Origin of the sequence: Streptococcus azizii (assembly GCF_001984715.1) — a bacterium.
GTDB classification, from domain to species: domain Bacteria; phylum Bacillota; class Bacilli; order Lactobacillales; family Streptococcaceae; genus Streptococcus; species Streptococcus azizii.
The window spans coordinates 54,224-77,257 of the sequence record NZ_MSPR01000009.1 but is presented as its reverse complement, the minus strand read 5'-3'; the positions used below and the strand labels follow the sequence as shown (position 1 = coordinate 77,257).

At 40.1% G+C, this 23,034-nt stretch carries 30 protein-coding genes and 1 pseudogene; 19 read left to right on the top strand and 12 right to left on the bottom strand.

What is annotated here, in order from left to right:
* The first annotated feature begins 70 nt into the window (after nucleotides 1–70).
* Together BVE84_RS05735 and BVE84_RS05730 are read left to right on the top strand one after the other, a co-directional pair.
* Nucleotides 71–1,318 carry a radical SAM protein gene (locus BVE84_RS05735; RefSeq protein WP_244157396.1) on the top strand — a complete coding sequence of 416 codons (1,248 nt, stop codon included), beginning with the start codon at nucleotides 71–73 and terminating at the stop codon, nucleotides 1,316–1,318.
* A complete protein-coding gene (locus BVE84_RS05730; RefSeq protein WP_076996107.1) occupies nucleotides 1,308–2,897 on the top strand; it encodes an ATP-binding cassette domain-containing protein in 1,590 nt (529 codons plus the stop codon). Before BVE84_RS05735 ends, BVE84_RS05730 begins: the two co-directional genes overlap by 11 nt.
* A 358-nt stretch (nucleotides 2,898–3,255) precedes the next feature.
* Here the strand turns inward: BVE84_RS05730 and BVE84_RS05725 are convergent, their stop codons facing one another.
* Nucleotides 3,256–3,885, bottom strand: a complete 630-nt coding sequence (locus tag BVE84_RS05725; protein ID WP_076996106.1) for a DUF2812 domain-containing protein — start codon at nucleotides 3,883–3,885, stop codon at nucleotides 3,256–3,258.
* Nucleotides 3,886–3,896: 11 nt separating this feature from the next.
* Nucleotides 3,897–4,208 (bottom strand): PadR family transcriptional regulator, encoded by a 312-nt coding sequence (locus BVE84_RS05720; protein WP_076996105.1) that lies wholly within the window; start codon nucleotides 4,206–4,208, stop codon nucleotides 3,897–3,899.
* Nucleotides 4,209–4,362: 154 nt separating this feature from the next.
* Here BVE84_RS05720 and BVE84_RS05715 point away from each other — a divergent pair, with 154 nt between their 5' ends.
* The gene (locus BVE84_RS05715) at nucleotides 4,363–5,079 is read left to right on the top strand and encodes a YebC/PmpR family DNA-binding transcriptional regulator (protein ID WP_076996104.1); all 717 of its coding nucleotides are present in this window, start codon (nucleotides 4,363–4,365) and stop codon (nucleotides 5,077–5,079) included.
* 329 nt (nucleotides 5,080–5,408) lie between these two features.
* On the opposite strand, the pseudogene BVE84_RS05710 reads toward BVE84_RS05715, so the two are convergent.
* From BVE84_RS05710 to BVE84_RS05690, 5 genes and pseudogenes are all read right to left on the bottom strand, one after another.
* Nucleotides 5,409–5,827, bottom strand: a pseudogene (locus tag BVE84_RS05710) (NUDIX hydrolase).
* A 9-nt stretch (nucleotides 5,828–5,836) separates the two neighbouring features.
* Nucleotides 5,837–7,210 carry a tRNA uridine-5-carboxymethylaminomethyl(34) synthesis GTPase MnmE gene (gene mnmE, locus BVE84_RS05705; protein WP_076996103.1) on the bottom strand — a complete coding sequence of 458 codons (1,374 nt, stop codon included), beginning with the start codon at nucleotides 7,208–7,210 and terminating at the stop codon, nucleotides 5,837–5,839.
* 45 nt (nucleotides 7,211–7,255) lie between these two features.
* Entirely contained in the window at nucleotides 7,256–8,317 is a 1,062-nt protein-coding gene (locus BVE84_RS05700; RefSeq protein WP_076996102.1) for a tyrosine-type recombinase/integrase, read from the bottom strand.
* Between the two features lie 126 nt (nucleotides 8,318–8,443).
* Nucleotides 8,444–9,124, bottom strand: a complete 681-nt coding sequence (locus BVE84_RS05695) for an NYN domain-containing protein (protein ID WP_076996101.1) — start codon at nucleotides 9,122–9,124, stop codon at nucleotides 8,444–8,446.
* Nucleotides 9,125–9,368: 244 nt separating this feature from the next.
* Nucleotides 9,369–10,142: a S24 family peptidase gene (locus tag BVE84_RS05690; protein WP_076996100.1), complete on the bottom strand. Its 774-nt coding sequence runs from the start codon at nucleotides 10,140–10,142 to the stop codon at nucleotides 9,369–9,371.
* A 433-nt stretch (nucleotides 10,143–10,575) separates the two neighbouring features.
* Here BVE84_RS05690 and BVE84_RS11255 point away from each other — a divergent pair, with 433 nt between their 5' ends.
* Nucleotides 10,576–10,701 (top strand): hypothetical protein, encoded by a 126-nt coding sequence (locus BVE84_RS11255; RefSeq protein WP_256765656.1) that lies wholly within the window; start codon nucleotides 10,576–10,578, stop codon nucleotides 10,699–10,701.
* On the opposite strand, the gene BVE84_RS05685 is transcribed toward BVE84_RS11255, so the two are convergent.
* A complete protein-coding gene (locus BVE84_RS05685; protein ID WP_158072006.1) occupies nucleotides 10,673–11,332 on the bottom strand; it encodes a DUF4145 domain-containing protein in 660 nt (219 codons plus the stop codon). The two genes, BVE84_RS11255 and BVE84_RS05685, sit on opposite strands and share 29 nt — an antisense overlap.
* 54 nt (nucleotides 11,333–11,386) lie before the next feature.
* On the opposite strand from BVE84_RS05685, the gene BVE84_RS05680 reads away from it, so the two are divergent.
* Nucleotides 11,387–11,572: a hypothetical protein gene (locus BVE84_RS05680; protein ID WP_076996098.1), complete on the top strand. Its 186-nt coding sequence runs from the start codon at nucleotides 11,387–11,389 to the stop codon at nucleotides 11,570–11,572.
* Here the strand turns inward: BVE84_RS05680 and BVE84_RS10865 are convergent.
* Nucleotides 11,563–11,739: a hypothetical protein gene (locus tag BVE84_RS10865; protein ID WP_158072005.1), complete on the bottom strand. Its 177-nt coding sequence runs from the start codon at nucleotides 11,737–11,739 to the stop codon at nucleotides 11,563–11,565. The genes BVE84_RS05680 and BVE84_RS10865 overlap by 10 nt on opposite strands.
* Nucleotides 11,740–11,883: 144 nt before the next feature.
* Between BVE84_RS10865 and BVE84_RS05675 the strand changes: the two genes are divergently transcribed.
* Nucleotides 11,884–12,066 carry a helix-turn-helix domain-containing protein gene (locus tag BVE84_RS05675; RefSeq protein ID WP_076996097.1) on the top strand — a complete coding sequence of 61 codons (183 nt, stop codon included), beginning with the start codon at nucleotides 11,884–11,886 and terminating at the stop codon, nucleotides 12,064–12,066.
* Nucleotides 12,067–12,070: 4 nt separating this feature from the next.
* Nucleotides 12,071–12,220: a hypothetical protein gene (locus BVE84_RS10965; protein ID WP_167366960.1), complete on the top strand. Its 150-nt coding sequence runs from the start codon at nucleotides 12,071–12,073 to the stop codon at nucleotides 12,218–12,220.
* Here the strand turns inward: BVE84_RS10965 and BVE84_RS05670 are convergent.
* Nucleotides 12,209–12,421, bottom strand: a complete 213-nt coding sequence (locus BVE84_RS05670) for a hypothetical protein (protein WP_076996096.1) — start codon at nucleotides 12,419–12,421, stop codon at nucleotides 12,209–12,211. The genes BVE84_RS10965 and BVE84_RS05670 overlap by 12 nt on opposite strands.
* An 81-nt stretch (nucleotides 12,422–12,502) precedes the next feature.
* Between BVE84_RS05670 and BVE84_RS05665 the strand changes: the two genes are divergently transcribed.
* The gene (locus BVE84_RS05665; protein WP_228062198.1) at nucleotides 12,503–12,700 is read left to right on the top strand and encodes a helix-turn-helix transcriptional regulator; all 198 of its coding nucleotides are present in this window, start codon (nucleotides 12,503–12,505) and stop codon (nucleotides 12,698–12,700) included.
* A gap of 35 nt (nucleotides 12,701–12,735) precedes the next feature.
* Nucleotides 12,736–13,065 (top strand): hypothetical protein, encoded by a 330-nt coding sequence (locus tag BVE84_RS05660; RefSeq protein WP_076996094.1) that lies wholly within the window; start codon nucleotides 12,736–12,738, stop codon nucleotides 13,063–13,065.
* On the opposite strand, the gene BVE84_RS05655 is transcribed toward BVE84_RS05660, so the two are convergent.
* Nucleotides 13,062–13,313: a hypothetical protein gene (locus BVE84_RS05655; protein ID WP_076996093.1), complete on the bottom strand. Its 252-nt coding sequence runs from the start codon at nucleotides 13,311–13,313 to the stop codon at nucleotides 13,062–13,064. The two genes, BVE84_RS05660 and BVE84_RS05655, sit on opposite strands and share 4 nt — an antisense overlap.
* Nucleotides 13,314–13,440: 127 nt before the next feature.
* Between BVE84_RS05655 and BVE84_RS05650 the strand changes: the two genes are divergently transcribed.
* The 4 genes from BVE84_RS05650 to BVE84_RS05635 all read left to right on the top strand — a co-directional run bounded on the left by BVE84_RS05650 (nucleotide 13,441) and on the right by BVE84_RS05635 (nucleotide 15,916).
* Complete coding sequence (locus BVE84_RS05650) at nucleotides 13,441–13,731, top strand: helix-turn-helix transcriptional regulator (protein WP_076996092.1); 291 nt, start codon at nucleotides 13,441–13,443, stop codon at nucleotides 13,729–13,731.
* Nucleotides 13,732–14,102: 371 nt separating this feature from the next.
* Nucleotides 14,103–14,402: a hypothetical protein gene (locus tag BVE84_RS05645; protein ID WP_228062197.1), complete on the top strand. Its 300-nt coding sequence runs from the start codon at nucleotides 14,103–14,105 to the stop codon at nucleotides 14,400–14,402.
* Nucleotides 14,386–15,687, top strand: a complete 1,302-nt coding sequence (locus BVE84_RS05640) for an AAA family ATPase (protein WP_076996090.1) — start codon at nucleotides 14,386–14,388, stop codon at nucleotides 15,685–15,687. Before BVE84_RS05645 ends, BVE84_RS05640 begins: the two co-directional genes overlap by 17 nt.
* Nucleotides 15,688–15,703: 16 nt before the next feature.
* On the top strand, nucleotides 15,704–15,916 hold the full coding sequence (locus BVE84_RS05635; protein WP_076996089.1) for a hypothetical protein: 213 nt from the start codon (nucleotides 15,704–15,706) through the stop codon (nucleotides 15,914–15,916).
* Here the strand turns inward: BVE84_RS05635 and BVE84_RS10860 are convergent.
* Nucleotides 15,909–16,052 (bottom strand): hypothetical protein, encoded by a 144-nt coding sequence (locus tag BVE84_RS10860; RefSeq protein ID WP_158072004.1) that lies wholly within the window; start codon nucleotides 16,050–16,052, stop codon nucleotides 15,909–15,911. The genes BVE84_RS05635 and BVE84_RS10860 overlap by 8 nt on opposite strands.
* Before the next feature lie 54 nt (nucleotides 16,053–16,106).
* Here BVE84_RS10860 and BVE84_RS05630 point away from each other — a divergent pair, with 54 nt between their 5' ends.
* Genes BVE84_RS05630 through BVE84_RS05605 form a run of 6 tightly spaced genes read left to right on the top strand, consistent with a single transcriptional unit; the run spans nucleotide 16,107 to nucleotide 22,956 of the window.
* Nucleotides 16,107–17,267: an AAA family ATPase gene (locus BVE84_RS05630; RefSeq protein WP_076996088.1), complete on the top strand. Its 1,161-nt coding sequence runs from the start codon at nucleotides 16,107–16,109 to the stop codon at nucleotides 17,265–17,267.
* A gap of 47 nt (nucleotides 17,268–17,314) precedes the next feature.
* A complete protein-coding gene (locus BVE84_RS05625) occupies nucleotides 17,315–17,734 on the top strand; it encodes a hypothetical protein (protein WP_076996087.1) in 420 nt (139 codons plus the stop codon).
* A 1-nt stretch (nucleotide 17,735) separates the two neighbouring features.
* The gene (locus BVE84_RS05620; RefSeq protein WP_076996086.1) at nucleotides 17,736–18,473 is read left to right on the top strand and encodes a hypothetical protein; all 738 of its coding nucleotides are present in this window, start codon (nucleotides 17,736–17,738) and stop codon (nucleotides 18,471–18,473) included.
* A gap of 17 nt (nucleotides 18,474–18,490) precedes the next feature.
* The gene (locus BVE84_RS05615; protein ID WP_076996085.1) at nucleotides 18,491–19,069 is read left to right on the top strand and encodes a hypothetical protein; all 579 of its coding nucleotides are present in this window, start codon (nucleotides 18,491–18,493) and stop codon (nucleotides 19,067–19,069) included.
* 9 nt (nucleotides 19,070–19,078) lie between these two features.
* On the top strand, nucleotides 19,079–20,662 hold the full coding sequence (locus BVE84_RS05610) for a DEAD/DEAH box helicase (protein WP_076996084.1): 1,584 nt from the start codon (nucleotides 19,079–19,081) through the stop codon (nucleotides 20,660–20,662).
* Nucleotides 20,663–20,670: 8 nt separating this feature from the next.
* Nucleotides 20,671–22,956, top strand: a complete 2,286-nt coding sequence (locus BVE84_RS05605) for an AAA family ATPase (RefSeq protein WP_076996083.1) — start codon at nucleotides 20,671–20,673, stop codon at nucleotides 22,954–22,956.
* Nucleotides 22,957–23,034 lie beyond the last annotated feature (78 nt).

Below are 23,034 nucleotides of genomic sequence, written 5' to 3'. Positions count from 1 at the left end.
TAAATTTGAATAAAAAATCATTTTCATAATGAATAAACTTGCGTATCTGTTTGAGAGGAGATTTCATAGTGTGCTTGGATTAAATTGTAATAATTATTATCATTATCTTGGAAGAGATATGATTGTCATGGGAGTAGATGAACAATATATTTTAAATGAATTTCAGTCTAGGATACTGACAATGCTTAATCACTCTCTGGGAATAGATGAAATTGCTTCTGAATTTTTAAAAATTGTAGATGACAGCACATACAAGGATATAAAATTCTTGATTAAAGATACAATTAATCAGATGCAACAGTATAATTTGATTTCTGAAACGGATTTTAAAAGTAGTGTAAAGATTTATGGTGAGCAAAACAAATATTATCCTAAAAAAATAGTTATTGAATTAACGAATAAGTGTCATTTGGAGTGTGTACATTGTTTTAAAGAGGCAGGACCCAGTAGAAGAAATTTTGTAAAGGCAGAAGATTTACTTGATTTTTTAGAAAAATTGAAAGGAAAAGTTTATGAAATCCAGCTAACAGGTGGAGAGCCTATGGCTCATCCGTCCTTTGATAAGATTTTAAAGTATGTGTTGGAAAATTATAAGATAGTGACAATAACTACAACGGCACATTTAATTAATTCACGAAATATTGACAAATTAAAGGGAATTTCTTTTGTGCAGGTCTCTCTCTATCATCATACTTCAGAAATTCAAGATAAAATTACGAATGGGAAAAACTCTCTATCAAAAACAATTAGAGGAATAGAGTACCTGAATAATGCAGGGATTGCATATTCTGTGACTAATATAGTCAGAAATAGTTTGCTAGATGAATTTGATAAGTACATTGAGTTTTTGATTGAAAATAATGTAAAGGAAGTTAGATTTGGCTTACTTAGTAGTCTGGGAAGAGGACGTAAAACTGATTCAGATTGGTTTTTGAGTAAAGAAGCAGTAGAAGAGTTTTATGATTTACTGATAAAGAAAAATAAGGAATATAGAGATTTAATAAAAATACATACATGGGAAGAAGACTGTTCGACTTTCTTTAAAAATGTAACGGATAACACAATGAAATGTGGAGCGGGAGTTATTGAATGGACAATTAGTGAGAATGGTTTTATTAAACCCTGCACATTTTTTCCAGATTCGTATTATACTTCTTATAGTATAGGTAATTTTGAAGACTACGTCACATGTAATCATTCGGATGAGATAGTCAGCGGGATAAATGAGTGGGAAAAGAGGTTACATTCAGTTGGTCTATCAACAAAAAATATTTGCGAAGAAATTTATAAAGTAGTAGGAGTACCAGATGAAAAATAAGTATTTTTGGCTGACATTGGGATGTATTTTTATGGTCGCTCTTTTGAATACTGGCTTTTTCTACCAGTATCGTGGTGTGATGGATGCTCTATCACAGCAACAGCTGAACCTATTTCTGGAACGAATTTTGTTGATGGGGCTGACAGTTGTGACCATGCTCTTTTTTGAGTATGGGCGGCAGATGCTAAATATTATCTACTTAAATCAGGTTGGCTTTAGGATACATGCAACTATTTTGGGGAATATTTTTAGAAAGAACTATAACGAATATACAGAACATGTATCGGGGTACTATATGTCTCAACTGAACAATGATATTGAACGTGTCAAAGACAATTATTATGACGCGCTATTTACCATTTTTCAAAGCGCTTGCTCTTTTTTACTGGCTAGTTTTGCCTTGCTCAGTTTGGATGTCCCGACCGCCAGTTTTGTGATTGTCACCTCTTTTTTACCAGTGCTGATTCCTTATTTCTATCGGAATCGATCTCGCCAGCTTCAAAATGCAATATCAGATAGACAAGCCACCTACAATACGAGATTGTCTGACATCCTCGAAGGATACTTGAATATAAAAAACTGTGTCCACTATCCTGCTGTGATGAAAGACCTTAAGGAGCGATATAATCGGATCAATGATGCAGGTGAGCGCTTGGCACGCACGACTACAACAATGCGAATAATTGTCGGTCTTGTCTTTTATACCATTACCATTCTTACCATTTTAATAGGTGGTTTTCAAGTGTTTTCAGGTGCCTTAACCTTAGGAGGTTTGACAGCCATTTTGACCATCTCAGAGCAGTTAGTTGATCCTATTAACAGTATCGCAGCCTCTTTTTTGGACATGCATGCTGTGAAAGACATCCATCAACGATTGAATCCTATAATGGGAAATCCTCTGCCTTCTTCACCTAATGAAGGATTAGATAGCGAACGTTTTGAAACCTTGGAGATTCATGACCTAACCTATCAAATGAGCAGTCGCATTCTGTTTCAGTCTTTTAATTATCGTTTTGAGAAGGGGAAGAAGTATCTGATGAAAGGAAAAAGTGGGAGTGGGAAATCAACATTGGCCCTCTTGTTGACAAAGAATATCCCTATTCAAGCAGGTGAGATTGTGTTAAATAATCAATCCTTTGCCACTCTTTCTTATAGATCGATTCAAAACAAAATAGCTTATCTTTCCCAGCATTCTCGCCTATTTCAAGAGAGTGTCCGTTATAATCTGACCTTAGGAAGTCCAGTATCAGACAAAAAGTTATTGGAATTATTAGCAGTAGTTGGATTACAGGAGCGTTTTCCTGATAGTATTTCCTTAGATGAAGTGATATCAGATGAAAGTAGTCTGTCTGGAGGTCAAAGGCAACGCTTATTGCTTATCCGAGCCTTGCTGGAAGAAAAAGATATTTTATTATTGGATGAAAGTTTATCAGCATTGGATGATAGGACATTTCAGCAGGTTGAGCAATACTTGTTAGCAATCCCTCATTTAACCTTGATTCACATCTCTCATAGGGAATCAGAACATGATGATGCACGATACGATGCTATTATTGATTTAGATGGCTATCTCCTGTAGTCTGTTGTGATAAGTTCCTGACAGGTGGTCATGCCATTGATAGTCTATCAGAAGCTAGCTTTGTTACCTTATTTTCCGATTTTTGCTAAGAGTGTGAAAGCCTATTCGCATCTTGAACTCTACCTTGAGAGTCTTAGATTTTAATGTTTATAGAGTATCAGTGTAAGACATTATTCAGAGAATCGTTCCTTTCGTATGGAGTGAGCATGACTCACAGGACTGATAGCAAGATGGGAATAGAGGGAAGAAGTTAAGGAACCGTTTGATAGACACAAAGCGAACAAAACCTGTTTTCTAACAATTAGAAACATTGGTTTGTTCGCTTTTGCTCTGTGAGTGTTTACTGTTATTTCTTCTCTTACGGATGGTGTTGGCTTCTATTTTTATAGGCTATATAGAGGCAAAAGAGGGAGCTTCCTAGGCTTCCTAGGAGAATGAAGGCAGGGAAAATGGTACGTAGGAAGGCAAATGGGGTTTCAAAAAGAAAGGCTAGCCAGAAGCTACTGCCGGATTTTTCCCATAGACCAGAGGTCAGGTATAGTTCTTTAAGGTTCCAGAAGTTTTGGAAATGATTGTGGTTGACTTGAAAGAAGATGATAGACTGTACCATAGAAATTGAGAAGAACAGGAGGGCCTGTTTTCTCACTCGCTGATAAAGAGCTTGGCGAGATTCGTCATCTGAAAACAGTTCAGTATCCTCACTGTAGGCAGTATGAGCGAAATACTGGAAGCTATGGCGATTGCTACCGGGAATGAGCTTCCAGCCGCATTCAGCAAAAAGAGAGAGATACTCGAGATAATCTTGAGTAGAAGTAAACTGCCGGTAGTCCAGGCGTACGATGGGAATGTCGGCTTCTTGCTGGACTCTTTCAAAACTGTAGCCTGCAGTGTAAGGGTGAACCCTGATGAGACGGTAGCCTTGGGCTTGGATTTGGTTAATCCAGTTTTCTTCTTTTGAAATGGAAACAAATAGTCTGTGCTTTTTCATGGGGTGCCTCCTCAAAAATCAAACTGGCTGGCAAGTGTACTCAATTTGCGAATTCGTTCAGTTTCAAGGGCTAGAATAGACTTTCCTATTGGGGTAATATGGTACATCTTTCTGCGACTATCTGTGCTTGGTACAGCGATAATCCAACCCAACTTGAGTAGGTTTTCAATGGCTCCATACATGGTACCAGCAGCGATTCTGACCTCACCTTCGCTCATGGTTTCCACATCCTGCATAATGGCATAACCGTGGTTTGTCTTAAGTAGAGCCAGTAGGATGTAGTAGGTGGTCTCTGTCAGAGGTAAATGTTGATTTCGTCTCATTCTAATCTCCTTTCCTTGTATAGTTCAACTGTATAGTTATATTATATATCGTGCGACTGTATATGTCAACTGTCTAATAAAAATAGCACCTATCTTCTCAAATAGGCAATCTTATGGTATAATAAAACGATTGAAAAAATGTAGGAGGTTCCTTATGGGACGGAAATGGGCGAATATTGTAGCTAAAAAAACAGCAAAGGACGGAGCAAACTCTAAAGTTTATGCCAAGTTTGGTGTCGAAATCTATGCCGCAGCTAAAAAAGGTGATCCAGATCCAGAGACGAATACAGGCTTGAAGTTCGTTATCGATCGTGCGAAACAGGCGCAAGTACCAAAGCATATCATTGACAAGGCTATTGACAAGGCGAAGGGAAATACCGATGAGACCTTTGTAGAAGGTCGCTACGAGGGCTTTGGACCAAATGGTTCGATGCTCATTGTTGACACTCTTACTTCTAACGTTAACCGCACAGCAGCAAACGTGCGTGCAGCTTTTGGTAAGAACGGTGGCAATATGGGAGCCAGCGGCTCAGTTTCTTACTTGTTTGATAACAAAGGGGTCATTGTTTTTGCCGGTGACGATGCAGACAGTGTCTTTGAACAACTGCTGGAGGCAGATGTGGATGTGGAAGATGTAGAAGCAGAAGAAGGAAGCATCACTGTATACACTGCTCCTACAGACTTACACAAAGCTCTTGTAGCCTTACGTGAGGCTGGCACAAGTGAGTTTCAAGTGACAGAATTAGAAATGATTCCTCAGTCAGAAGTAGTTTTGGAAGGCGACGATCTTGCCACTTTTGAGAAGCTATATGATGTTCTTGAAGATGATGAAGATGTCCAAAAAATCTATACCAACGTAGAAGGATTTTAACGATATAGTCGTTTAGTTTATACCTAAAGGTAGCCACAGCTGTAATTGACTAAATCTGAAACAGCTGCGTCTCTTTTATTACTTCGATGAGTGAAAAGCTCCAGTGGAGGTTTTCAGCCTACCACCTTTCATTAAAAAAGTGGTAGTTGGAAACTCCGTTTCCCTATTTCCAACCTTGCCCACTTCGCTCTCCCAGACTAGTGGCGCAAGGACTAAAAGTAAACTAAAAGACGATAAAACGCCCCTTAGGATAGTTCTAAGAGGCGTTTTATATTTGTTGGTCATTCTTTGCTGAGCAGTTGGGAAAGAACCAACTTTCTCATCTATCGTTAGGAGGTAGGGATAAGATGATATAAATAGGGGACAATCAATTCCCCCTCTAATTCTTCTAGAGACTGAATCCAGCGATAATCAGTATGCTCTTCTGGATCCAGAAGAATAGGAGCTTGATCAATCAAGTGTGCAGCATAGATTAGCCGTGTAAAGACTATCTGCTGTTCATTATCAAGCTGGCTATCTTCGTAGAGAATATTGGAAAGTACAATGTGTTGATGACATTCTTCTAGTGTTTCACGAAGAGCTGCAACTTGTGGCAGTTCTCCCAGTTCTACACCACCTCCAGGAATATCCCAAAATGCGGGGGGGGGGGGTAGACATTTGCCTGTCCTCGTTTGATAGTAGAGCGTTTGAGGACAAGATAGGCTTGATTGTGCTGAATCAGGGCGTGGGCAATCAGTCTGACCGACATATTATTCTCCTATTTTCCTAAACAGAATTGGCTAAAGAGTTGGGTAATCAGCTCATCTGGTGCGGCATCGCCAGTGATTTCTCCAAGAATCTGCCAACAACGGGTCAGATCTACTTGAAGTAGATCGACAGGCATCGCCATTTCAAGTCCTTCATTAACCGCCTGTAAGGCTTGGACAGCCTGTTCAATGAGAGAAATATGGCGAGCATTGGAGAGGTAGGTGGCATCTTGCTCTGCCAGCCCTGTTTGTTCAAAAAAGAGTTGGTTGATGCGCTCTTCAATCTGGTCGATATTTTGATGGTGAAGGACAGAGATGGCAATGCTATCAGCGGGTAGTTGCTCTTGCTCAATGTGGATAGGCAGATCTGTTTTGTTGAGCAGGATAATCCGATGACTATCTTGACTCATCGCCAGCAGTTGGCGATCTTGCGGGGTCAGTGCTTCACTGGCATTTAGAACCAAGAGGACCAAATCAGCTTCTTCTAGGGCTTTTCTAGAACGTTCAACCCCTATCTTTTCCACAACATCGTCTGTTTCACGAATCCCTGCGGTATCGATCAGTTTGAGAGGGATACCGTTGATATTGACATATTCTTCAATGATGTCGCGAGTTGTTCCTTCAATGTCGGTGACGATAGCTTTATCCTCTCGTAAAAGGGTATTTAATAAGCTCGATTTACCGACATTGGGACGGCCGATAATAGCTGTTGCGATTCCTTCGCGGAGGATTTTTCCTCGACGTGCCGTTTTGAGTAGGCTTTCTAGTAATTGTTGAAATTCCAAGGTTTTATCACGGACCAGTTCGGTCGTGGCTTCTTCAACATCATCATATTCAGGATAGTCAATATTGACCTCAATTTGAGCCAAGGTATTGAGAATCTCTTGTCTAGTATCATTGATGAGTGTAGAGAGCGAGCCATCTAGTTGTTGAACGGCTTGGTGCATCGCCTTGTCTGTCTTAGCGCGAATAATATCCATGACAGCTTCTGCCTGAGTGAGATCGACCCGCCCATTTAAAAAGGCACGTTTCGTAAATTCTCCAGGTTCTGCCATACGTGCTCCTTGACGAATGACGAGCTGGAGAATTTCATTGGTCACCGCAACCCCGCCGTGGGTGTTGATTTCAACAATATTTTCCCGAGTGAAGGTCTTTGGTTCTTTCATGACCGAGACCATGACCTCATCGACCACGATGTCGGCAAGCGGATCCAGGATATGACCGTAATGAATCGTATGACTAGCTACTTCCGCTAAATCTTTTTCTTTAAAAATGCTATTTGCAATGTCAATGGCTTGGCTTCCAGACAGACGAACAATGCCGATAGCTCCCTCTCCAAGAGGAGTAGAGATGGCTGCAATCGTATCAAATTCTTTGGTAATCATATAGTTCCTTTATTTAATAGCGTTTTGAGACATTACGCCCAAAATTCACCCAAAAAGTTTTTTAATTTCTTTGAAATCTTTTTCTTTTTGCTGTTCAAGTTGATGGGCGTATGTTTGTAGTGTGACGGTCAAATCTTTGTGACCTAGCAAATTGGAGATAGTGAGTAAATCTATCTGTCTGGAGATAAGGTAAGAAGCGTATGTGTGACGCAAGGAGTGGACGTGAATGTTGGTTTTAGTCAATTTTTTTATTAAGCGGTTGAGCCAGGGATGATTTACTCGAATGAATAATCGATTGTAAGGATTCACAGTCCATTCCTCTGTTTTAAATTGCAGAAGTATTTTTGCTGTTGTATTATCCAGGGGTATAGTTCGCATGGATTGCTTGTTTTTTGTCGGTGCAAATTCTGCATTTGTATATACATTCCACGTTTTATTGATATTGATTAAACCATTCTTAAAGTCTATGTCGTTCCAAGTTAGGCCCAAAGATTCTCCAATTCGCATGCCGGTTACAGAAAGCAGATAGAGCTGTACGTAGTCTGTTTGTGGGCAATTTTGTTTCAAGGTTGTCAATAAGGAGAGGTATTCATTCTCCTCGAGGAATTTATCTTCAATAGGTTTATGCTGTCTTTCAGCGTTTATTTTGGCTAAGTCTGTAAAGTTTGTATCGATTAGTTTTTCCACGACTGCCTGTTTTACAGCTCTGCGTATTCGGTGATGAACTTTATGAATTGTTCCTTGATAGTACCGCTTGCCTAAATTATTTAAAAATTGTTGATAGATGCTGGGTGTAATCGCTCTAATTTTTGTTTGTCCAAATTCTCTCTCTATCAGCTTTAATGTTTGGTCATAGTTTTTCCATGTCCCTATTGAGACATGAGGTTTTTTATAGATCTTGGCCCATTTATCGAAATAGTCATAAAGCGATATATTTTCATCAAAGATAGTTGTTGAATTGAGCAGGCGTTCTGCCTCTGCTGCAGCAAGTTCTGCTTCTTTCTTTGTCCGAAAACCTCTTTTTGATTTCTGTTTATACTTCCCGTCGGGTGTTTTATAGGAAATGCGGTATTCCCAACTTCCGTCTCGTTTTCGATATGATGCCATGTTGATTTTTACCTCACTTCTTGATAAAATGGGTATAGTAAAGAGGGCTTTTTAATGCCTGTTTACTATTCAATCTTTTTTCTCCTCACACTCAACGTTAGGCGATGGCGAGTGTGGGGAGTTTTTTTATTTCGTTTTAGGTGCAGGAAAGTAGGAACTATCACAAGTTCTTAGTCCGTCTATATGCAGTGATAGGCTATCCCTGATTTGACCACCGAGAGCGTCAAGAACGAAATCAATTCCTTCTCTGCGCGCAAGTTTAGCAGCAGGAACAAAATCACTATCTCCCGCAATTAAAACAATCTTATCCACCTGATGCTTATAAGATAACGAGGCTATGTCCAGTCCAATCCGCATATCAACGCCTTTTTGTTGTAACTGTAAGATTAAATCTGATTCATCAATATCAGATATTTGTTTACTTCCGTTCAATAACTTTTTAGTAGTGCTAGCCTTTAGATTGTAGTGTACAGAGTCTTCATTCAATTCACCAAGCCGTAATGCTACTTTTCGTTTATGGCTTAGTTCGTTAAAGAAGTCATTCGTCCACGCTTTGGTGTCACTTTTACTAAAGTTTATATTTTTTTGGGTCAAAGGGTTGAATACTTGTTTATCAATCGGTGGACAATCATAATAAAATATTCTGTATAAATCGTGTCGAATGTCCATTCCGTAGCTATTTTCTTTCAAGTGTCGGTTGCAGTAGCTATATAACTCTTCTGCTCTTTCTTTAGCCGTCTTATGACCTAGAACAGAAGCAGAACGTTTACGATAATAGCCACCGTCTACTAGAATTGCAATTTTCATATTTTGTTCTCATTTCTACAAAAATAAAACCCATGATTTTATCGCTCTCCTTATGGTGGAGGGATTACTCTCATGGGTGCAATTAACTCTTTATGTATTCATTTTAGAACACATATTTCGTTTTGTCAACCCAAAAGATGCAAATTTTTAGACTCATGTAGATTTATATAGCTTTACTTTGTCATTTTTGAAGTACTTTGAAACGGTTTAGATAGATTAAAATAGCTTAAAAGTTATCTACAGCTCATCTCTCCATCGGCATGAAGTTGCCGACGACTTTACCGATAATGCGGGGATCTTCGGTATAGGGGGCGAATTTATCGGCATATTTACTATTGAGAGAGACGAGGCGCAGGCCGTCTTTTTCTTTATAGACTTTCTTGATATAGGATTGTCCATCCCAGTCTACAGCGTAAATTGCACCGTCATAATCGAAGCCTGTATCTTTGATGAGAGCAACGGATCCGTCAAGATATGTAGGTTCCATGGAGTCGCCATAGACCCAACTTGCCAGGTCATGAGTGATTTCTTTATCAAAATAGACGGTGTCGTAGTTGCGTTCCTCCCAGTAGGTAGCTCCTGTGCCAGCGGAGAGTTTTTCATAGACGTAGTATTCAAAGAGTGGTTCGCTAATCTCTAATGTCTTGCGCTTCTCTAGTTGTTCTTTTTCCTGCTCGTCTAGTTGCTCTGTAGCGTACTCTAGGACGTTTTCTTGACGCTCGGGGTGTAATTGTACCACCGTATCGTTAATCGCTTGTACGGTGTCATTTTTTGCGTCTGGGGAGGGGGTGTCTTTCTGATAATATTTCGATTCAATTAAATCCGATTTGTTTATGCCAAAATAGTTTGCTAAAAGCTCTATTTTGCCTATCCGTGGATAGGTGATTCCTTTTAGCCAATCGCGTACAGTAGTGTATTTTAAATCTAAATCTGTACACAACTGATTTCTATCTACGCCTTTTTTATTCATAAAATAGGCTAGATTTTGGGAAAATATTTCTTTACTCTCAAGAACCATTTTAACACCTCCTTATATAGTATATATTACGGAAAAAACGCAAAAAAATCAAGAAAAAAAGAAAAAAATACATAAAAAACGCAAAAAATTCTTGACATTGCGGTTAAACCGCAGTATAATATAATCAAGGTCAAGGAAATGACCTAGAAAAACGAAAGGAGCAAGGCAAATGGTGGATATACTAAAAAGCCTAAAACCAGAAGAACTCGGCACAGTTCTAATAGTTCTAGGCTTAGTCAGAGAAGCTCGTCTCTGGCACAAACAAATCTTGGAACATAAAACCAAGAAAAAGTAAGAGCAAGGGGCAGAAGCCCCAACCTCTTATCTTTAGTGTACCACCATTTGCTCGGGAAAGCAATATGAAAATTTTAGCTGTATTGTTATTGGTCGTGTCGGTTGTTGTACGGCAGATTGTGAAGCGGAGGAAGAAGTGATGTTAGAAAAAGTTATCGCTATATCTGTTGAAGAGCTTTTTGAAAGGGTTATCGAACAAGAAAAGCGCCTTTCGGAAATCGAAGAGCACTTGGGAATTAAACTGTCGGAAGATTCTTCAACATAAACTTTGATTTAAAAATTTGGAGAATGATTTCGACATAAGTTTTTAAAACAGGTAGAGTAATATTTGTGTCTTTATCCCAGTGTGTGTAATGGTTGCCAACTTCTCGAATGAAATGAAGAACGCCTTTGAGTAGGTCGTCATCTTTTACGTAGCGGTCAATAGCATTGTTGAAACTAAATTTAGGATCGGATAGGTATTCTTTGGTGTCTAATTCGAAATACAGAGCATAGTCTTTGACGAGACACTCAATAGCAGAGCGGTATCCAGTTCCAGCGATGTTCTCAAGTCCTATTTTTTCCGCTTCGATTGCTTCGCTATAAAATTCAACAAATCTAGGAGCGCATTCAATAAAGAGTGGGTCAATGTCAGTGATAACCTTGTTTGGATAGACAATAGCCATCGTGGTATAGTCGTTTCCTGCGTGGTACTCTTGCAGTGTCATGTGAGACTTTTGACAAGCAGTGCAACGATGAAAGAGCCCGATAACTTTTCCTTCTTTGGTATCCATACTCGAAATATTACTGGTCGTAGGATTGTTACCAATTCCACAGTTTGGGCAAGCCTTAGGGATTTCAATAGCTTTATTTGACGACAAATCGTTAATATAATAATTGATTTTTGAGATTTCCATATCAATTCCTCCAATCATTTTATTTTCATTATACCACAGAAAGGGGGTGAGGAGATGAGACCAAAACGTTATCCGTATAGTAATCAAAAAGAACCAGCAAAGCCAGCTCCATCTGATAATCCACTAAAGATATTTGATAAATTTCTGGCATCTGTATTATTGGTTGCTAAACCTAATAACCCAGACCATGTAAGATTGGTTAATGACCTCATGCAAACTTATTCAAAGCTTTATCCGTAACGTTTTGAAACTGCATTATTTATTCCATCGTAAATATGCTCAAATTGTTCGGCAACATATTGACCGAAAGGCTTATTAAAATCAGCTTGTCGGAAATATTCTTTGTGCAATTCGTCGTGTAAAGATGAAATAATTTCAGCAGTTAGCTCGATATTGTTTTTTCCCATATTCTTCTCCTTTCCGTTAGATTTTGTTATGAATAAGATGTTGGGTTATTCATAAAGTTATTATATCAAAATATAAAATAAAAATCAATATATAGTACACGTGTTTTATAAATGCACCATATATTGTATAAAAGGAGGGTAGGTATGTGGAAAACACTTAATCATATTTTAATTGAAAAAGGGATGACTAAAAAAGAACTTGCCAGCAAAGCAGAAGTCGCTTTAGGGACGATTCAAAATATCCGAAATGAACGAATTTCATTCAAGAACATGGTTGAAATCGCTGACGCACTAGATGTCAGTTTGGACGAATTTAGAAGGAGGTGAGAGGATGGACGAGCGGAAAGAAAAATTCATTGATATGTTAAAAATGATGCACGTAAAGATTGGGCAAGACTTTGTTAATACAAAAGACCCCTCGACAAGGTGCGAGCTTGCCAAAGGGTACCTGGAAATCGGAGATTATTTATCAAAATATTGATTTCCCTCTACCTAGAGCTTGTATTAAAGCTTTAGAATTTTCAGCTCTTTTCTTCTTTTCGGCATCAATGAATGGTTTATTGTAATCTTTGATAGCTTCAAGCGAATCTGTATATAGCTTGATTTTATCTTCGATAGATAATTCTGGACTTGATGACGAAACGATAGCTAGGGCTAATTCTTTAACGCTACTAATCATCATAATATTCACCTCCTTTCTGAATCCATTATATCAGATTCGAGGTGCGAGGAAATTAGAAAAGGAGGTGAGAGGGTGCAGAAGATGACGTTGAAAATGTTACGTATTAGAGATAATCTAACACAGAAACAAGCAGGAGTTATTTTTGGTGTGACTGCGGATACGTGGGCTAATTGGGAACACGGACGTACTACACCTGACGTTGTCGTAGCTTATAAAATTGCTGAATATTTTAGAGTATCATTAGATGATATTATTTTTTTAAACAACGTTGCGGTTTAAACGCAAAAAGACAAAACGTGCAGGAAAGGAGCAACATGCAGGAAATGATTAATAAAGGAGACGGTATGAATAAAACATACGAAGAACAACAAAAAGAATTGGTAGCAGCAGGTATAAAACGTGCTGAGGAAGTAATGGCAATAAATAAAGAATTTGCCAATAAGTTTAATGAGTTGATTAGCTGGGCGGCTGATTGGTGCCTTACTTTCCATGATATGAATAACGTTGACAAGCTAGATTGGAATATTGATCGTATCACAATTCCGTTCAAAAGCGAGCCAGAATTGCAAGAGGCAATTAAAAAAGCTATCCATTATGAGATTAAAAAACGCACACTAGATAGCTATTTGAAGCATCGGGATTAAACTAACTCAATCTTAACAACATTTTTAGACTCGTAGATTGTTTCCGGGTGTTCGGTGTCGTAAAAGAACTGTCCCATACATAAGATATCTACAAAGCTAAAAAATAGATTGCAATTAGGATGACTAAAAAGTGATGCTTTGTTTGCTGGTAGATGTTTGTCATCATTTTCGTTAAATGTCTGAAAAGTCATTTCTTCATGAAAAATGGTAGTTGAACCATCGGCAAAAGTCACTTTTATTTGTGGCATAATATCACCTCCTTTCCGTGTTGATATCCTAATTATAGCACGGAGGAGACTGAACACAAAAAAGCCACTGCGGAAACAGTGACTTACACAAAAAACTTACTTAGATTATATCATAAAGGAGCCTGATATGGAAGAAGGAATTATCTTGACGTTCGTCAATAAGATAATAGACGGTGTCAGGACTGCGTTAGTGGAAGTTTCTCAGATGTTTGATATAGAGAAAGCCATGCCACTGGAACTAAATCAGCAACAGGTTATGAAGATGTTGGGATGTTCTACGACAACATTCGAGCGTTATACGAAATACTCAGACTTTCCAAAAATTGATAGAGGAAAAGGCACACAGCTTAAGTACCCAAGAGACGCAGTCCGTGAGTGGTACAACGCAAACTGGAAACGATTCAGCGAGGTTAAATAAACATGTTTAGAAAACTATGTGCAGACTACTTGATTGACCAAGTGCGAAAAAGCAAATTATCGAACGATGAAAAGTCGCAGTTTATATGTTTTATCAAGTTCATTTTACAACAACTAAACGAAACAGAGGAAGTCGTTTATAACCTAGACGAAATAGAAAGGACACTTGCATGATGATGGAAGTAGACAAAGAAGAATACATTGAGATGAAACTCGAGAACCACCGGCTCAGAGAAGAGATTAAGCTACTAAAAGCGGGGCTGGATTCAATACAATCAATCGTAAAAAATGTGAGAGGAGTGGTGGTATGAAAGTCACAATAGTAGATACCCTAACGAACTCAAGAGGTTCTATTGGGTAGAAGGCGATACGGTGTTCCTAGCTAGTCACCTATCAGAAGAACAAAGAAGAAAGATTATTAAGAAATTTGGAGAACATCTAATGATTACAGTAGAAAAACAACAGCCAAAGACGTATGCCAGAATCCGTTGTACCAATGAAGTGTATGACCAAGTAGCTGAAATCGCTAATGAATGTGATTTAACTCTGAATCAGGTAGTTAGCTCATTGCTACTATTTGCGCTCAATCATGCAAAAGTAGTCAGTACAGAGAAAAGGATAGTTGAACATCGTCTAGTAATTGGAGGAGAAGAGTATGGGCATCACGATTAACAAGCTAGAAATCGAAAATGTCAAGCGTATTAAGGCTGTCAAAATCGAGCCGAGCGCAACAGGCTTGACGATTATCGGTGGGAATAATAACCAAGGAAAGACAAGTGTATTAGATGCGATTGCGTGGGCGCTGGGCGGAAATAAATATAGGCCTAGCCAAGCGCAACGAGAAGGGTCACAAGTGCCACCGATTTTAAAAATTACTTTATCAAATGGCTTAATCGTCGAGCGTAAAGGAAAGAATAGTGACTTGAAGGTCATTGACCCGAGCGGAAATAAAGCAGGGCAACAGTTACTCAATAGCTTTGTAGAGGAATTGGCTCTTGACTTGCCAAAATTTATGGAGCAAAACAATAAAGAGAAGGCTTCAACCCTGCTTCAAATTATCGGAGTAGGTCCACAGCTAGTTGAATTGGAGTTGAAAGAAAAATCACTTTATGATCAACGTCATGCGATTGGAGTGATTGCTGATCAGAAGGAGAAGTTTGCCAAAGAGCAGGTTCATTATCCGGAGGCACCAAAGGAATTGATTAGCATCTCAGAGCTAATCCAACAACAACAAGCAGTATTAGCTAAGAACGGGGAGAATGCCCGCAAGCGCCAAAATCTCCAGCAGATTCAGTTACAATACGACAGTGCAGAAGCTAAAGTATCGCGCTTACAACAAGAGCTTGCGCAAGCGATTGATGAGCGGGATAAGGCTAAAAATGATTTGGCAATCGCTCAAAAAGATGCCATAGAATTGCACGATGAATCGACAGCTGAAATCGAAGAAAACATTGCTCAAATTGATGAAATCAATCGTAAAGTGCGAGCAAATCTTGATAAGGAAAAGGCAGAGGAGGACGCGAAACAACAACGTGAACAGTATAACACATTGACTACTTCTATTGGAGAGGTCCGGAAGCAAAAGGCCGACCTGTTGACTAATGCGGACTTACCACTGGAGGGCTTGTCAGTAGATGACGGAGAATTGCTCTACCTTGGTCAGCGTTGGGATAATATGTCCGGTTCCCAACAGTTGCAGGTTGCGACAGCTATCGTCCGTAAGTTGAAACCAGAATGTGGCTTCGTTTTAATTGATAAGTTAGAACAAATGGACCAGGTCACTTTGCAAGAGTTTGGTCAGTGGCTTGAGAAAGAAGGATTACAAGCTATTGCAACACGTGTGTCTACTGGTGATGAGTGCTCGATAATAATCACTGACGGATACTCGGAAGAAAATCCAAACTATGAAAGCGTAAAGAATACACAGACTACACCATCTTGGGAAGGTGGATTTTAAAAAGGAGTAAAAAATTATGGCTATTACACAAGATACTATTAAGAAGTTTCTGAAATTGCGTCAAGAACTAACTCACCGTGAGTGGATTGAACTGGATCGTCTAGTAACGATGCGTTTAAGAGAAAAAGCCGAAGAGTTAACACTCAACGACTTCGATGTTCAGGTATTGGCTGAACGCTCTAAGAATATTAAGCAAATCGATCCTAAACCGGGAGAAGTGCTTATTTAAGATGCTCTAAGATATTTTCATAGGCTTTATTGTAGCTTTCGGCAAGTTGCTGATGTGTCCACATAGTGTCCTCGGGCTTGGCAACAATGTACGCTACTGCAAGCTCATGAGCAATATCTTCTTTTGTACGTAACATGGCTTATCCTCCTTATTTTGATAAGTCAATTATAGCAAAAAGAAAGGAAAAGAAATGCAAATTACAAAAGGTAAACGGGCACGGGCCCAACGCGTAGTCATCTATGGTCCAGAGGGGGTTGGCAAGTCTAGTCTAGCGGCTCAATTTCCGAACCCTCTCTTTATTGATACGGAAGGATCCACGGATAATATGGATGTAACACGGGCCGACAAGCCGACTAGCTGGACCATGCTCATGAATCATATTGCTTTTGTCAAGGCTAATCCAACGATTTGCCAGACCTTGGTGATTGATACGATTGATTGGGCAGAAGCCTTAGCCTTGCAATATATTTGTGCACAGCACAATAAAACTGGAATTGAGGACTTTAATTGGGGTGCGGGATATACCTATCTTATTGAAGAAATCGGACGCCTGCTGGATAGATTACAAGAGTTAGTCGAACTTGGCATCAATGTAGTATTGACTGCCCATGCGCAGGTTAAGAAATTTACCAAACCTGATGAAATGGGCGGATATGACCGCTACGAGCTTAAATTAAGCAATAAGAAGACAGAGACGAATGTATCGGCCAAAGTCAAGGAATGGGCAGATATGGTCCTGTTTCTTAATTACAAGACTTATATCGTTACTGATGATAAGACGAAGAAGCAAAAAGCACAGGGCGGTCAGAGGGTTATGCAGACAACACATTCTCCAAGTTGGGATGCAAAGAACCGCCACAACTTGCCAGAAGAATTGCCGATAGATTTTGCAGGAATCGCTCATATCTTTGCGCCTGCAACTGTTCAGGAACAACCTGCACAGACACCACCTATTCAACCAGTGCAATCAGCATCGGTTCAAGAACATCCTACTCAGATACCTACATCAACTCCTCAAACTAATCAGATTGCACCCGTCAAAGAACAGACAGAGCTACCAATTGATATGTCACAAGTTTCTATGGCACAGTCACAATCTGTAACAACTTCGGATATTAGTCCACTGATTCCACAAAGTCTACGTGACTTGATGATTAGTAGTCAAGTCACACAAGAAGAAGTCTTACAGGCAAGCTATGTCAATGGTATCTATCCGCTAGGAACGCAGGTGGAAGCGATTGAAGCAGGTTACTGGGAATATGTGGTCACTGTTTGGGACAAGGTCGTGCAGGTTATCAATACTAAAGTTAGATCTGATCCAACAATACCTTTTACGGTTGAAGGGAATTAGATTTAGACTATTTTTGGTCTTAGAAATAATAGGGAGGTAAAAGCTAAATGGATAAAACAATCAAGTTGGATTTGTCCGCTCTCGGAGAGGGTGGACTACAAGAAAAGGTGGACAAAGAGTTGGAAAAAGTCTTTGACAATATCCTTGATCCAAATACTGATAGCAAGGTTGCTCGTAAGCTAGTCATCACTTTAACTATGAAAGCTGATGATAGTCGTGAAGTAGTCAGCACTAGTATGGATGTGAAATCCACTCTTGCGCCGCAGACAGGTGTAGCCACTACGGTGCTTGTCGGTAAGAAAGATGGCAAGACTTATGCGAATGAGCTTAGAAGTAATATGCCTGGTCAAATGTATTTTGACGACAATGCTCAGCTACGTACGGATATTGGTCAGCCGGTTGAAGAGATTGAAAAAGGTATTAACGAAGACGTCATTGATTTTAACAAAAAGAAAGTAGGTAACTAAAATGGCAACAGAAAATATTAAAGAAGCATTGGAATATGCGGTTGAATTGGCAGGCAATGAAGAAAAGATTATCAAAGCTGAAAATGGCAAACTTTACTATGACGAGAATGTTCATTCGTTACGTGAATTAGATACTCGACCGATTCCACCACGACTTTATCTCAATACATTAGACAGTTTAGTGGATTATCTAAAAACTGACTTAGACCAATTAGGGAGCAAGCGTGTCTTGGTTGTAGTTGAAAGTCCAAAAGAAGTAGTTGTCTACGAAGAGCTAGATAAGGAAGCTAATCGTGCAAAATTGGTTACGGTTGAATCAATGACACCAGATATCCATTTCGGTCGATATGAAGAAACATCTGACTTTAACATCATGCTGCAGTCTCGATTTGTTGATACTGATGACCGCGCTATTGTTTTGGATTTTGCGAGTGCTTTGAAAATTGATAGCGGACTTGAAATTGTTGATGACGGTATTAGTCAGACTGCGACAATCAAAACAGGAGTGGCTAGTCTTGGTCAAGCTAAGGCACCAAATCCAGTCACATTGCGACCATATCGCACATTTGCTGAAGTGGAGCAGCCAGCTAGCCAGTTTATCTACCGTATCAACAAAGCAGGTCATATGGCTCTATTTGAGGCAGATGGGGGCAAGTGGAAATTGGATGCTATCAATAATATTGCCAACTACCTGAAATCTAAGTTGGAAGACCAAGTGAATATTACAATTTTAGCTTAACAAGGGGAGGATAGAATATGACACAACAATACAATCAACCAGAGCGTGAATTTGGATGGGATGATACTATCCAACAAGATGCAAAAGATTTTATCTTATTACCGCCTGGGGATTATCAATTTACTGTGACAGGATTCGAGCGTGGCCGACACACGCCAAATCCACAAAATCCAGGGAAATTACCTGAATGCAACAAAGCAATTATCACTGTTTTGGTCGAGACAGAACAGGGCGATGCGATTATGACCCACAATCTTTTTCTACATAGCTCAACAGAAGGAATGCTCTCTGCGTTCTTTGGGGCGATTGGGCAGAAAAAACATGGAGAGCCGCTCCGCATGAATTGGAATACTGTTGTTGGCTCAAAAGGAGTCTGTCGTGTGAAACACAGGGAATACAACGATGAGAAGTATAACGATATTAAATCTATGATTTATGCGGATAAAGTGGACTGGAGTAAAGTGCTCAACGCTGGTCAGCCTGCACAGCAAGTAACTGCTCCACAGACTTATCAAACACCCCAACCTTCTTACCCGCAACAACCTATGCAACAACAACCACAACAGCCAGCACAAGGTAACTTTACAGGGTTTTAGGAGGTACAGATGCAACTACGAGATTATCAAGAAGAGGCTCGTAGCGCAGTCCAGCAAGAATGGCAATCTGGTCGCAAGCGGACATTATTGGTCTTGCCAACAGGATGCGGCAAAACGATTGTCTTTTCCAAAATCATTGAAGACCGTGTGCGAATGGGCGAGCGCGTGCTCGTCCTTGCTCATAGGTCGGAACTGCTGGAACAAGCTTCTGATAAGTTAATGACTGCTACAGGATTGGGGACAGCCTTAGAAAAAGCGGAAAGCACCTCTATAGGCTCATGGTTTCGAGTTGTGGTCGGGTCGGTACAGACCTTGCAACGTGAAAAACGGTTGAGTCAATTTCCACCAAACTACTTTGACACCATTATCATCGATGAAGCTCATCACGCGATTTCAGACGGCTACCAACGTGTCTTACAACATTTTGATGATAGCAATGTATTGGGTGTGACTGCTACGCCAGACAGAGGCGATAAGCGGAATCTAGGGCAGTATTTCGACAGTCTAGCCTATGAGTATTCCTTGGTGCAGGCTATCAAGTCTGGCTATTTGTCCAAGATTTCAGCAGTAACAATCCCTTTGACCTTAGACTTGTCAAGTATATCTATGCAGTCGGGCGATTTTAAGGCGAGTGATTTAGGCACTGCACTAGATCCGTATCTTGAACAGATTGCTGATGAAATGGTCAAACAATGTGCAGACCGTAAAACGGTAGTATTTTTGCCCTTGGTTAAGACGTCACAAAAATTCAGAGATATTCTAAATGCTAAAGGATTCAAAGCAGCAGAAGTCAACGGAGAATCCAAAGACCGTGCCGAGGTTTTGGAAGACTTTGACAAAGACAAGTACAATGTCCTTTGCAATTCCATGCTTTTAACAGAAGGCTGGGATTGCCCGTCAGTTGATTGTGTGGTGGTACTTAGACCCACTAAGGTACGAGCTTTGTATAGCCAGATGGTGGGTCGTGGTACCCGCTTATTCCCAGGGAAAGAAAATCTGTTATTGCTAGACTTCTTATGGCATACAGAACGTCATGAACTGTGCCGGCCTGCTCATCTTATCGCAGGAACGGAAGAAGTAGCACAAAAGATGGTTGAGAATATGGAAGAGGAAGCCGGCTCTTTGTTTGATATTGAGGAATTGGAAGTTAAGTCAGCAGAAGATGTTGTTTCTCAACGTGAGGAGGCACTGGCTAAGCAACTGGAGGAAATGCGGAAACGCAAACGGAAATTAGTTGATCCATTGCAATTTGAAATGTCTATCCATGCCGAAGATTTAGTAGACTATGTGCCAGACTTTGGTTGGGAAATGTCCCCGGTATCAGATAAGCAAAAACAGGCTCTCGAGAAATTTGGTATCTTTACAGATGAAATAGGGAATGCTGGGAAGGCTGCAAAGCTACTGGATAGATTGGCTAAGCGTCGTGATGAAGGTTTAACTACACCAAAACAGATTAGATTGTTAGAGCGCTATGGTTTCCGCAATGTCGGTATTTGGCAATTTGACCAAGCGAGGTCAATGATTGACAGGATTGCAGCTGCAGGCTGGAGATGCCCTGCTGGTATCAGTCCACGAGAATATCAACCAGAATAGGAGAATAGATGACAGAACGAGAATTTGACCTCATCCCATTGCTTGATTACATTAATCCGACCACTCTGTCATATCAAGACTGGATTAATGTAGGGATGGCTCTTAAGCAGGAGGGTTATACAGCAATGGATTGGGATATGTGGTCTCAGAAAGACCCTAGTAGATACAAGCGCGGGGAATGTTTTAAGAAGTGGGATACATTTCAAGGTGGCAGTCTTGGAGCAGTGACTGGTGCTACCATCACTCAAATGGCTAAGGATAGTGGCTGGGTGTCCGAATACACAGGTAGTGGAGAATTTCGTGAGCTTGATTGGAACGATACTATTGATAAGGACTATCGAATCATTGACAAACATTGGGTAGAGTCTAAGGATATCTGTGAACCAAGCAATGATAAGTGGTCGCCAGTTGCTGAAATCATCACTTATCTACAGACTATTTTTGAAAGTACAGATAAGGTCGGATATGTGACAGAAACCTATACTATTCCTGGCAAGGAAGGGGAGACTATCTACAAACCAACACAAGGAGCGTATGCCCGGACGGCAGGAGAACTGATTGAGTTACTTCAAAAATGCAATGGAGACATCGGTGCAGTATTTGGAGATTACAAGGAAGAGGCTGGAGCTTGGATTCGTTTCAATCCACTGGACGGCAAAGGTGTTAAGAATGACAACGTGACTGACTTCCGCTATGCTCTGGTCGAATCCGACAGCATGGAACTAGGCAAGCAATACGCTTTATTTAAAGAACTAGAATTGCCGATTGCTGCTTTGGTCCACAGCGGGAAGAAATCCTTGCATGCTATCGTCAAGGTAGATGCCAGAGATTACCAAGAATACCGTAAGCGTGTGGACTACATCTACCAAATCTGCAAGAAGAACGGACTTGATATTGATACTCAAAATCGCAATCCTAGCCGATTATCACGGATGCCAGGTATTATGCGAAATGGTAAAAAGCAGTTTCTGATTGACACCAACATTGGTAAGGCCAACTATGAAGAGTGGTATCAATGGATTGAGGATTTGAATGATGATTTGCCAGATCCGGAAGGCTTATCAGAATCATGGAATGATATGCCAGACTTAGCTCCCGAGTTAATCAGTGGTTTACTTCGTCAAGGTCACAAGTTACTCATGGCTGGACCGTCCAAGGCTGGCAAATCCTTTGCTTTGATTGAGTTAGCAATCGCAATCGCAGAAGGAATCAAATGGCTTGCTTGGCAATGTGAGCAGGGACGTGTGCTATATGTCAATCTTGAGTTGGATAGACCGTCGGCCTTACATCGTTTTAAGGATGTCTATACTGCCATGGGTGTGCCAGCTAACAATATCCAAAACATTGATATCTGGAACTTGCGTGGTAAGACCGTTCCAATGGACAAGTTAGCTCCCAAGCTCATCCGTAGGGCCTTGAAAAAGGACTACATTGCAGTGATTATTGACCCAATTTATAAGGTATTGACCGGTGACGAAAACAGCGCTGACCAAATGGCTCACTTTACCAATCAATTCGATAAGGTAGCGACAGAGCTTGGTTGTAGTGTAATTTACTGTCACCACCATTCAAAAGGAGCACAGGGTGGTAAGAAGTCCATGGACCGTGCAAGTGGTTCTGGAGTATTTGCCCGTGACCCGGACGCTTTGATTGACCTAGTAGAACTTGAACTTAACGATGACTTGATTAAGATGCGGTCTGACAAAGCGAGCTGTGCTATTTATCAAAAAGCCTTGCAGGAGCGCGCCCTGAACTACTACCAACAATATGTCAGCTTAGATGATTTGGAAAGTAGGACACAGATGCGTAACCACTTTGAGAAGGCTATCAAGGATGTATTGATTCGTAAGATCTATACAGACGAAATTGACAAAGTCGTGCATGCGGTAAAAATTTCAACTGCTTGGCGTGTAGAAGGAACGTTACGGGAGTTTGCCAAATTTAAACCGGTTGATATGTGGTTTAGCTATCCAGTGCATATAGTAGATGAGTCGGGGGTGCTGGCAGATATTCAACTTGAAGAGACTAACTCCAAAAATTCTCCGTGGAAGAAGAATTTTGAAAAGAAAAAGGATAAACCTAAGAAGTCAAAAGATGAATTGCTAGAGACTGCTATACAAATATTAAAAGCTAATGCTGACGGTGATCAACCTGTCACTATAGCAGATGTTGCGGAATACTATTCTAAATCTGAAAAAACAATCCGCAGGTGGATAGACAACCATGAAAAATTTGAAATAGATAACGGCATAATCGTCGAGGGACAAAAAGACAAAAGGGACATTCTCGAATAGGTCAAAAAGGGTCAAAATCGATTAAATGTCCTTGGATGTCTATGGACAAAAGGGTCAAAAAATCGAAAATGTCAAAAT

Coding starts and splice junctions, on each gene's coding strand:
- BVE84_RS05730 (WP_076996107.1), top strand. CDS start 1,308: ATGAAAAATAAGTATTTTTGGCTGACATTGGGATGTATTTTTATGGTC.
- BVE84_RS05725 (WP_076996106.1), bottom strand. CDS start 3,885: ATGAAAAAGCACAGACTATTTGTTTCCATTTCAAAAGAAGAAAACTGG.
- BVE84_RS05720 (WP_076996105.1), bottom strand. CDS start 4,208: ATGAGACGAAATCAACATTTACCTCTGACAGAGACCACCTACTACATC.
- BVE84_RS05715 (WP_076996104.1), top strand. CDS start 4,363: ATGGGACGGAAATGGGCGAATATTGTAGCTAAAAAAACAGCAAAGGAC.
- mnmE (WP_076996103.1), bottom strand. CDS start 7,210: ATGATTACCAAAGAATTTGATACGATTGCAGCCATCTCTACTCCTCTT.
- BVE84_RS05700 (WP_076996102.1), bottom strand. CDS start 8,317: ATGGCATCATATCGAAAACGAGACGGAAGTTGGGAATACCGCATTTCC.
- BVE84_RS05695 (WP_076996101.1), bottom strand. CDS start 9,124: ATGAAAATTGCAATTCTAGTAGACGGTGGCTATTATCGTAAACGTTCT.
- BVE84_RS05690 (WP_076996100.1), bottom strand. CDS start 10,142: ATGGTTCTTGAGAGTAAAGAAATATTTTCCCAAAATCTAGCCTATTTT.
- BVE84_RS11255 (WP_256765656.1), top strand. CDS start 10,576: ATGTTAGAAAAAGTTATCGCTATATCTGTTGAAGAGCTTTTTGAAAGG.
- BVE84_RS05685 (WP_158072006.1), bottom strand. CDS start 11,332: ATGGAAATCTCAAAAATCAATTATTATATTAACGATTTGTCGTCAAAT.
- BVE84_RS05680 (WP_076996098.1), top strand. CDS start 11,387: ATGAGACCAAAACGTTATCCGTATAGTAATCAAAAAGAACCAGCAAAG.
- BVE84_RS10865 (WP_158072005.1), bottom strand. CDS start 11,739: ATGGGAAAAAACAATATCGAGCTAACTGCTGAAATTATTTCATCTTTA.
- BVE84_RS05675 (WP_076996097.1), top strand. CDS start 11,884: ATGTGGAAAACACTTAATCATATTTTAATTGAAAAAGGGATGACTAAA.
- BVE84_RS10965 (WP_167366960.1), top strand. CDS start 12,071: ATGGACGAGCGGAAAGAAAAATTCATTGATATGTTAAAAATGATGCAC.
- BVE84_RS05670 (WP_076996096.1), bottom strand. CDS start 12,421: ATGATGATTAGTAGCGTTAAAGAATTAGCCCTAGCTATCGTTTCGTCA.
- BVE84_RS05665 (WP_228062198.1), top strand. CDS start 12,503: ATGACGTTGAAAATGTTACGTATTAGAGATAATCTAACACAGAAACAA.
- BVE84_RS05660 (WP_076996094.1), top strand. CDS start 12,736: ATGCAGGAAATGATTAATAAAGGAGACGGTATGAATAAAACATACGAA.
- BVE84_RS05655 (WP_076996093.1), bottom strand. CDS start 13,313: ATGCCACAAATAAAAGTGACTTTTGCCGATGGTTCAACTACCATTTTT.
- BVE84_RS05650 (WP_076996092.1), top strand. CDS start 13,441: ATGGAAGAAGGAATTATCTTGACGTTCGTCAATAAGATAATAGACGGT.
- BVE84_RS05640 (WP_076996090.1), top strand. CDS start 14,386: ATGGGCATCACGATTAACAAGCTAGAAATCGAAAATGTCAAGCGTATT.
- BVE84_RS05635 (WP_076996089.1), top strand. CDS start 15,704: ATGGCTATTACACAAGATACTATTAAGAAGTTTCTGAAATTGCGTCAA.
- BVE84_RS10860 (WP_158072004.1), bottom strand. CDS start 16,052: ATGTTACGTACAAAAGAAGATATTGCTCATGAGCTTGCAGTAGCGTAC.
- BVE84_RS05630 (WP_076996088.1), top strand. CDS start 16,107: ATGCAAATTACAAAAGGTAAACGGGCACGGGCCCAACGCGTAGTCATC.
- BVE84_RS05625 (WP_076996087.1), top strand. CDS start 17,315: ATGGATAAAACAATCAAGTTGGATTTGTCCGCTCTCGGAGAGGGTGGA.
- BVE84_RS05620 (WP_076996086.1), top strand. CDS start 17,736: ATGGCAACAGAAAATATTAAAGAAGCATTGGAATATGCGGTTGAATTG.
- BVE84_RS05615 (WP_076996085.1), top strand. CDS start 18,491: ATGACACAACAATACAATCAACCAGAGCGTGAATTTGGATGGGATGAT.
- BVE84_RS05610 (WP_076996084.1), top strand. CDS start 19,079: ATGCAACTACGAGATTATCAAGAAGAGGCTCGTAGCGCAGTCCAGCAA.
- BVE84_RS05605 (WP_076996083.1), top strand. CDS start 20,671: ATGACAGAACGAGAATTTGACCTCATCCCATTGCTTGATTACATTAAT.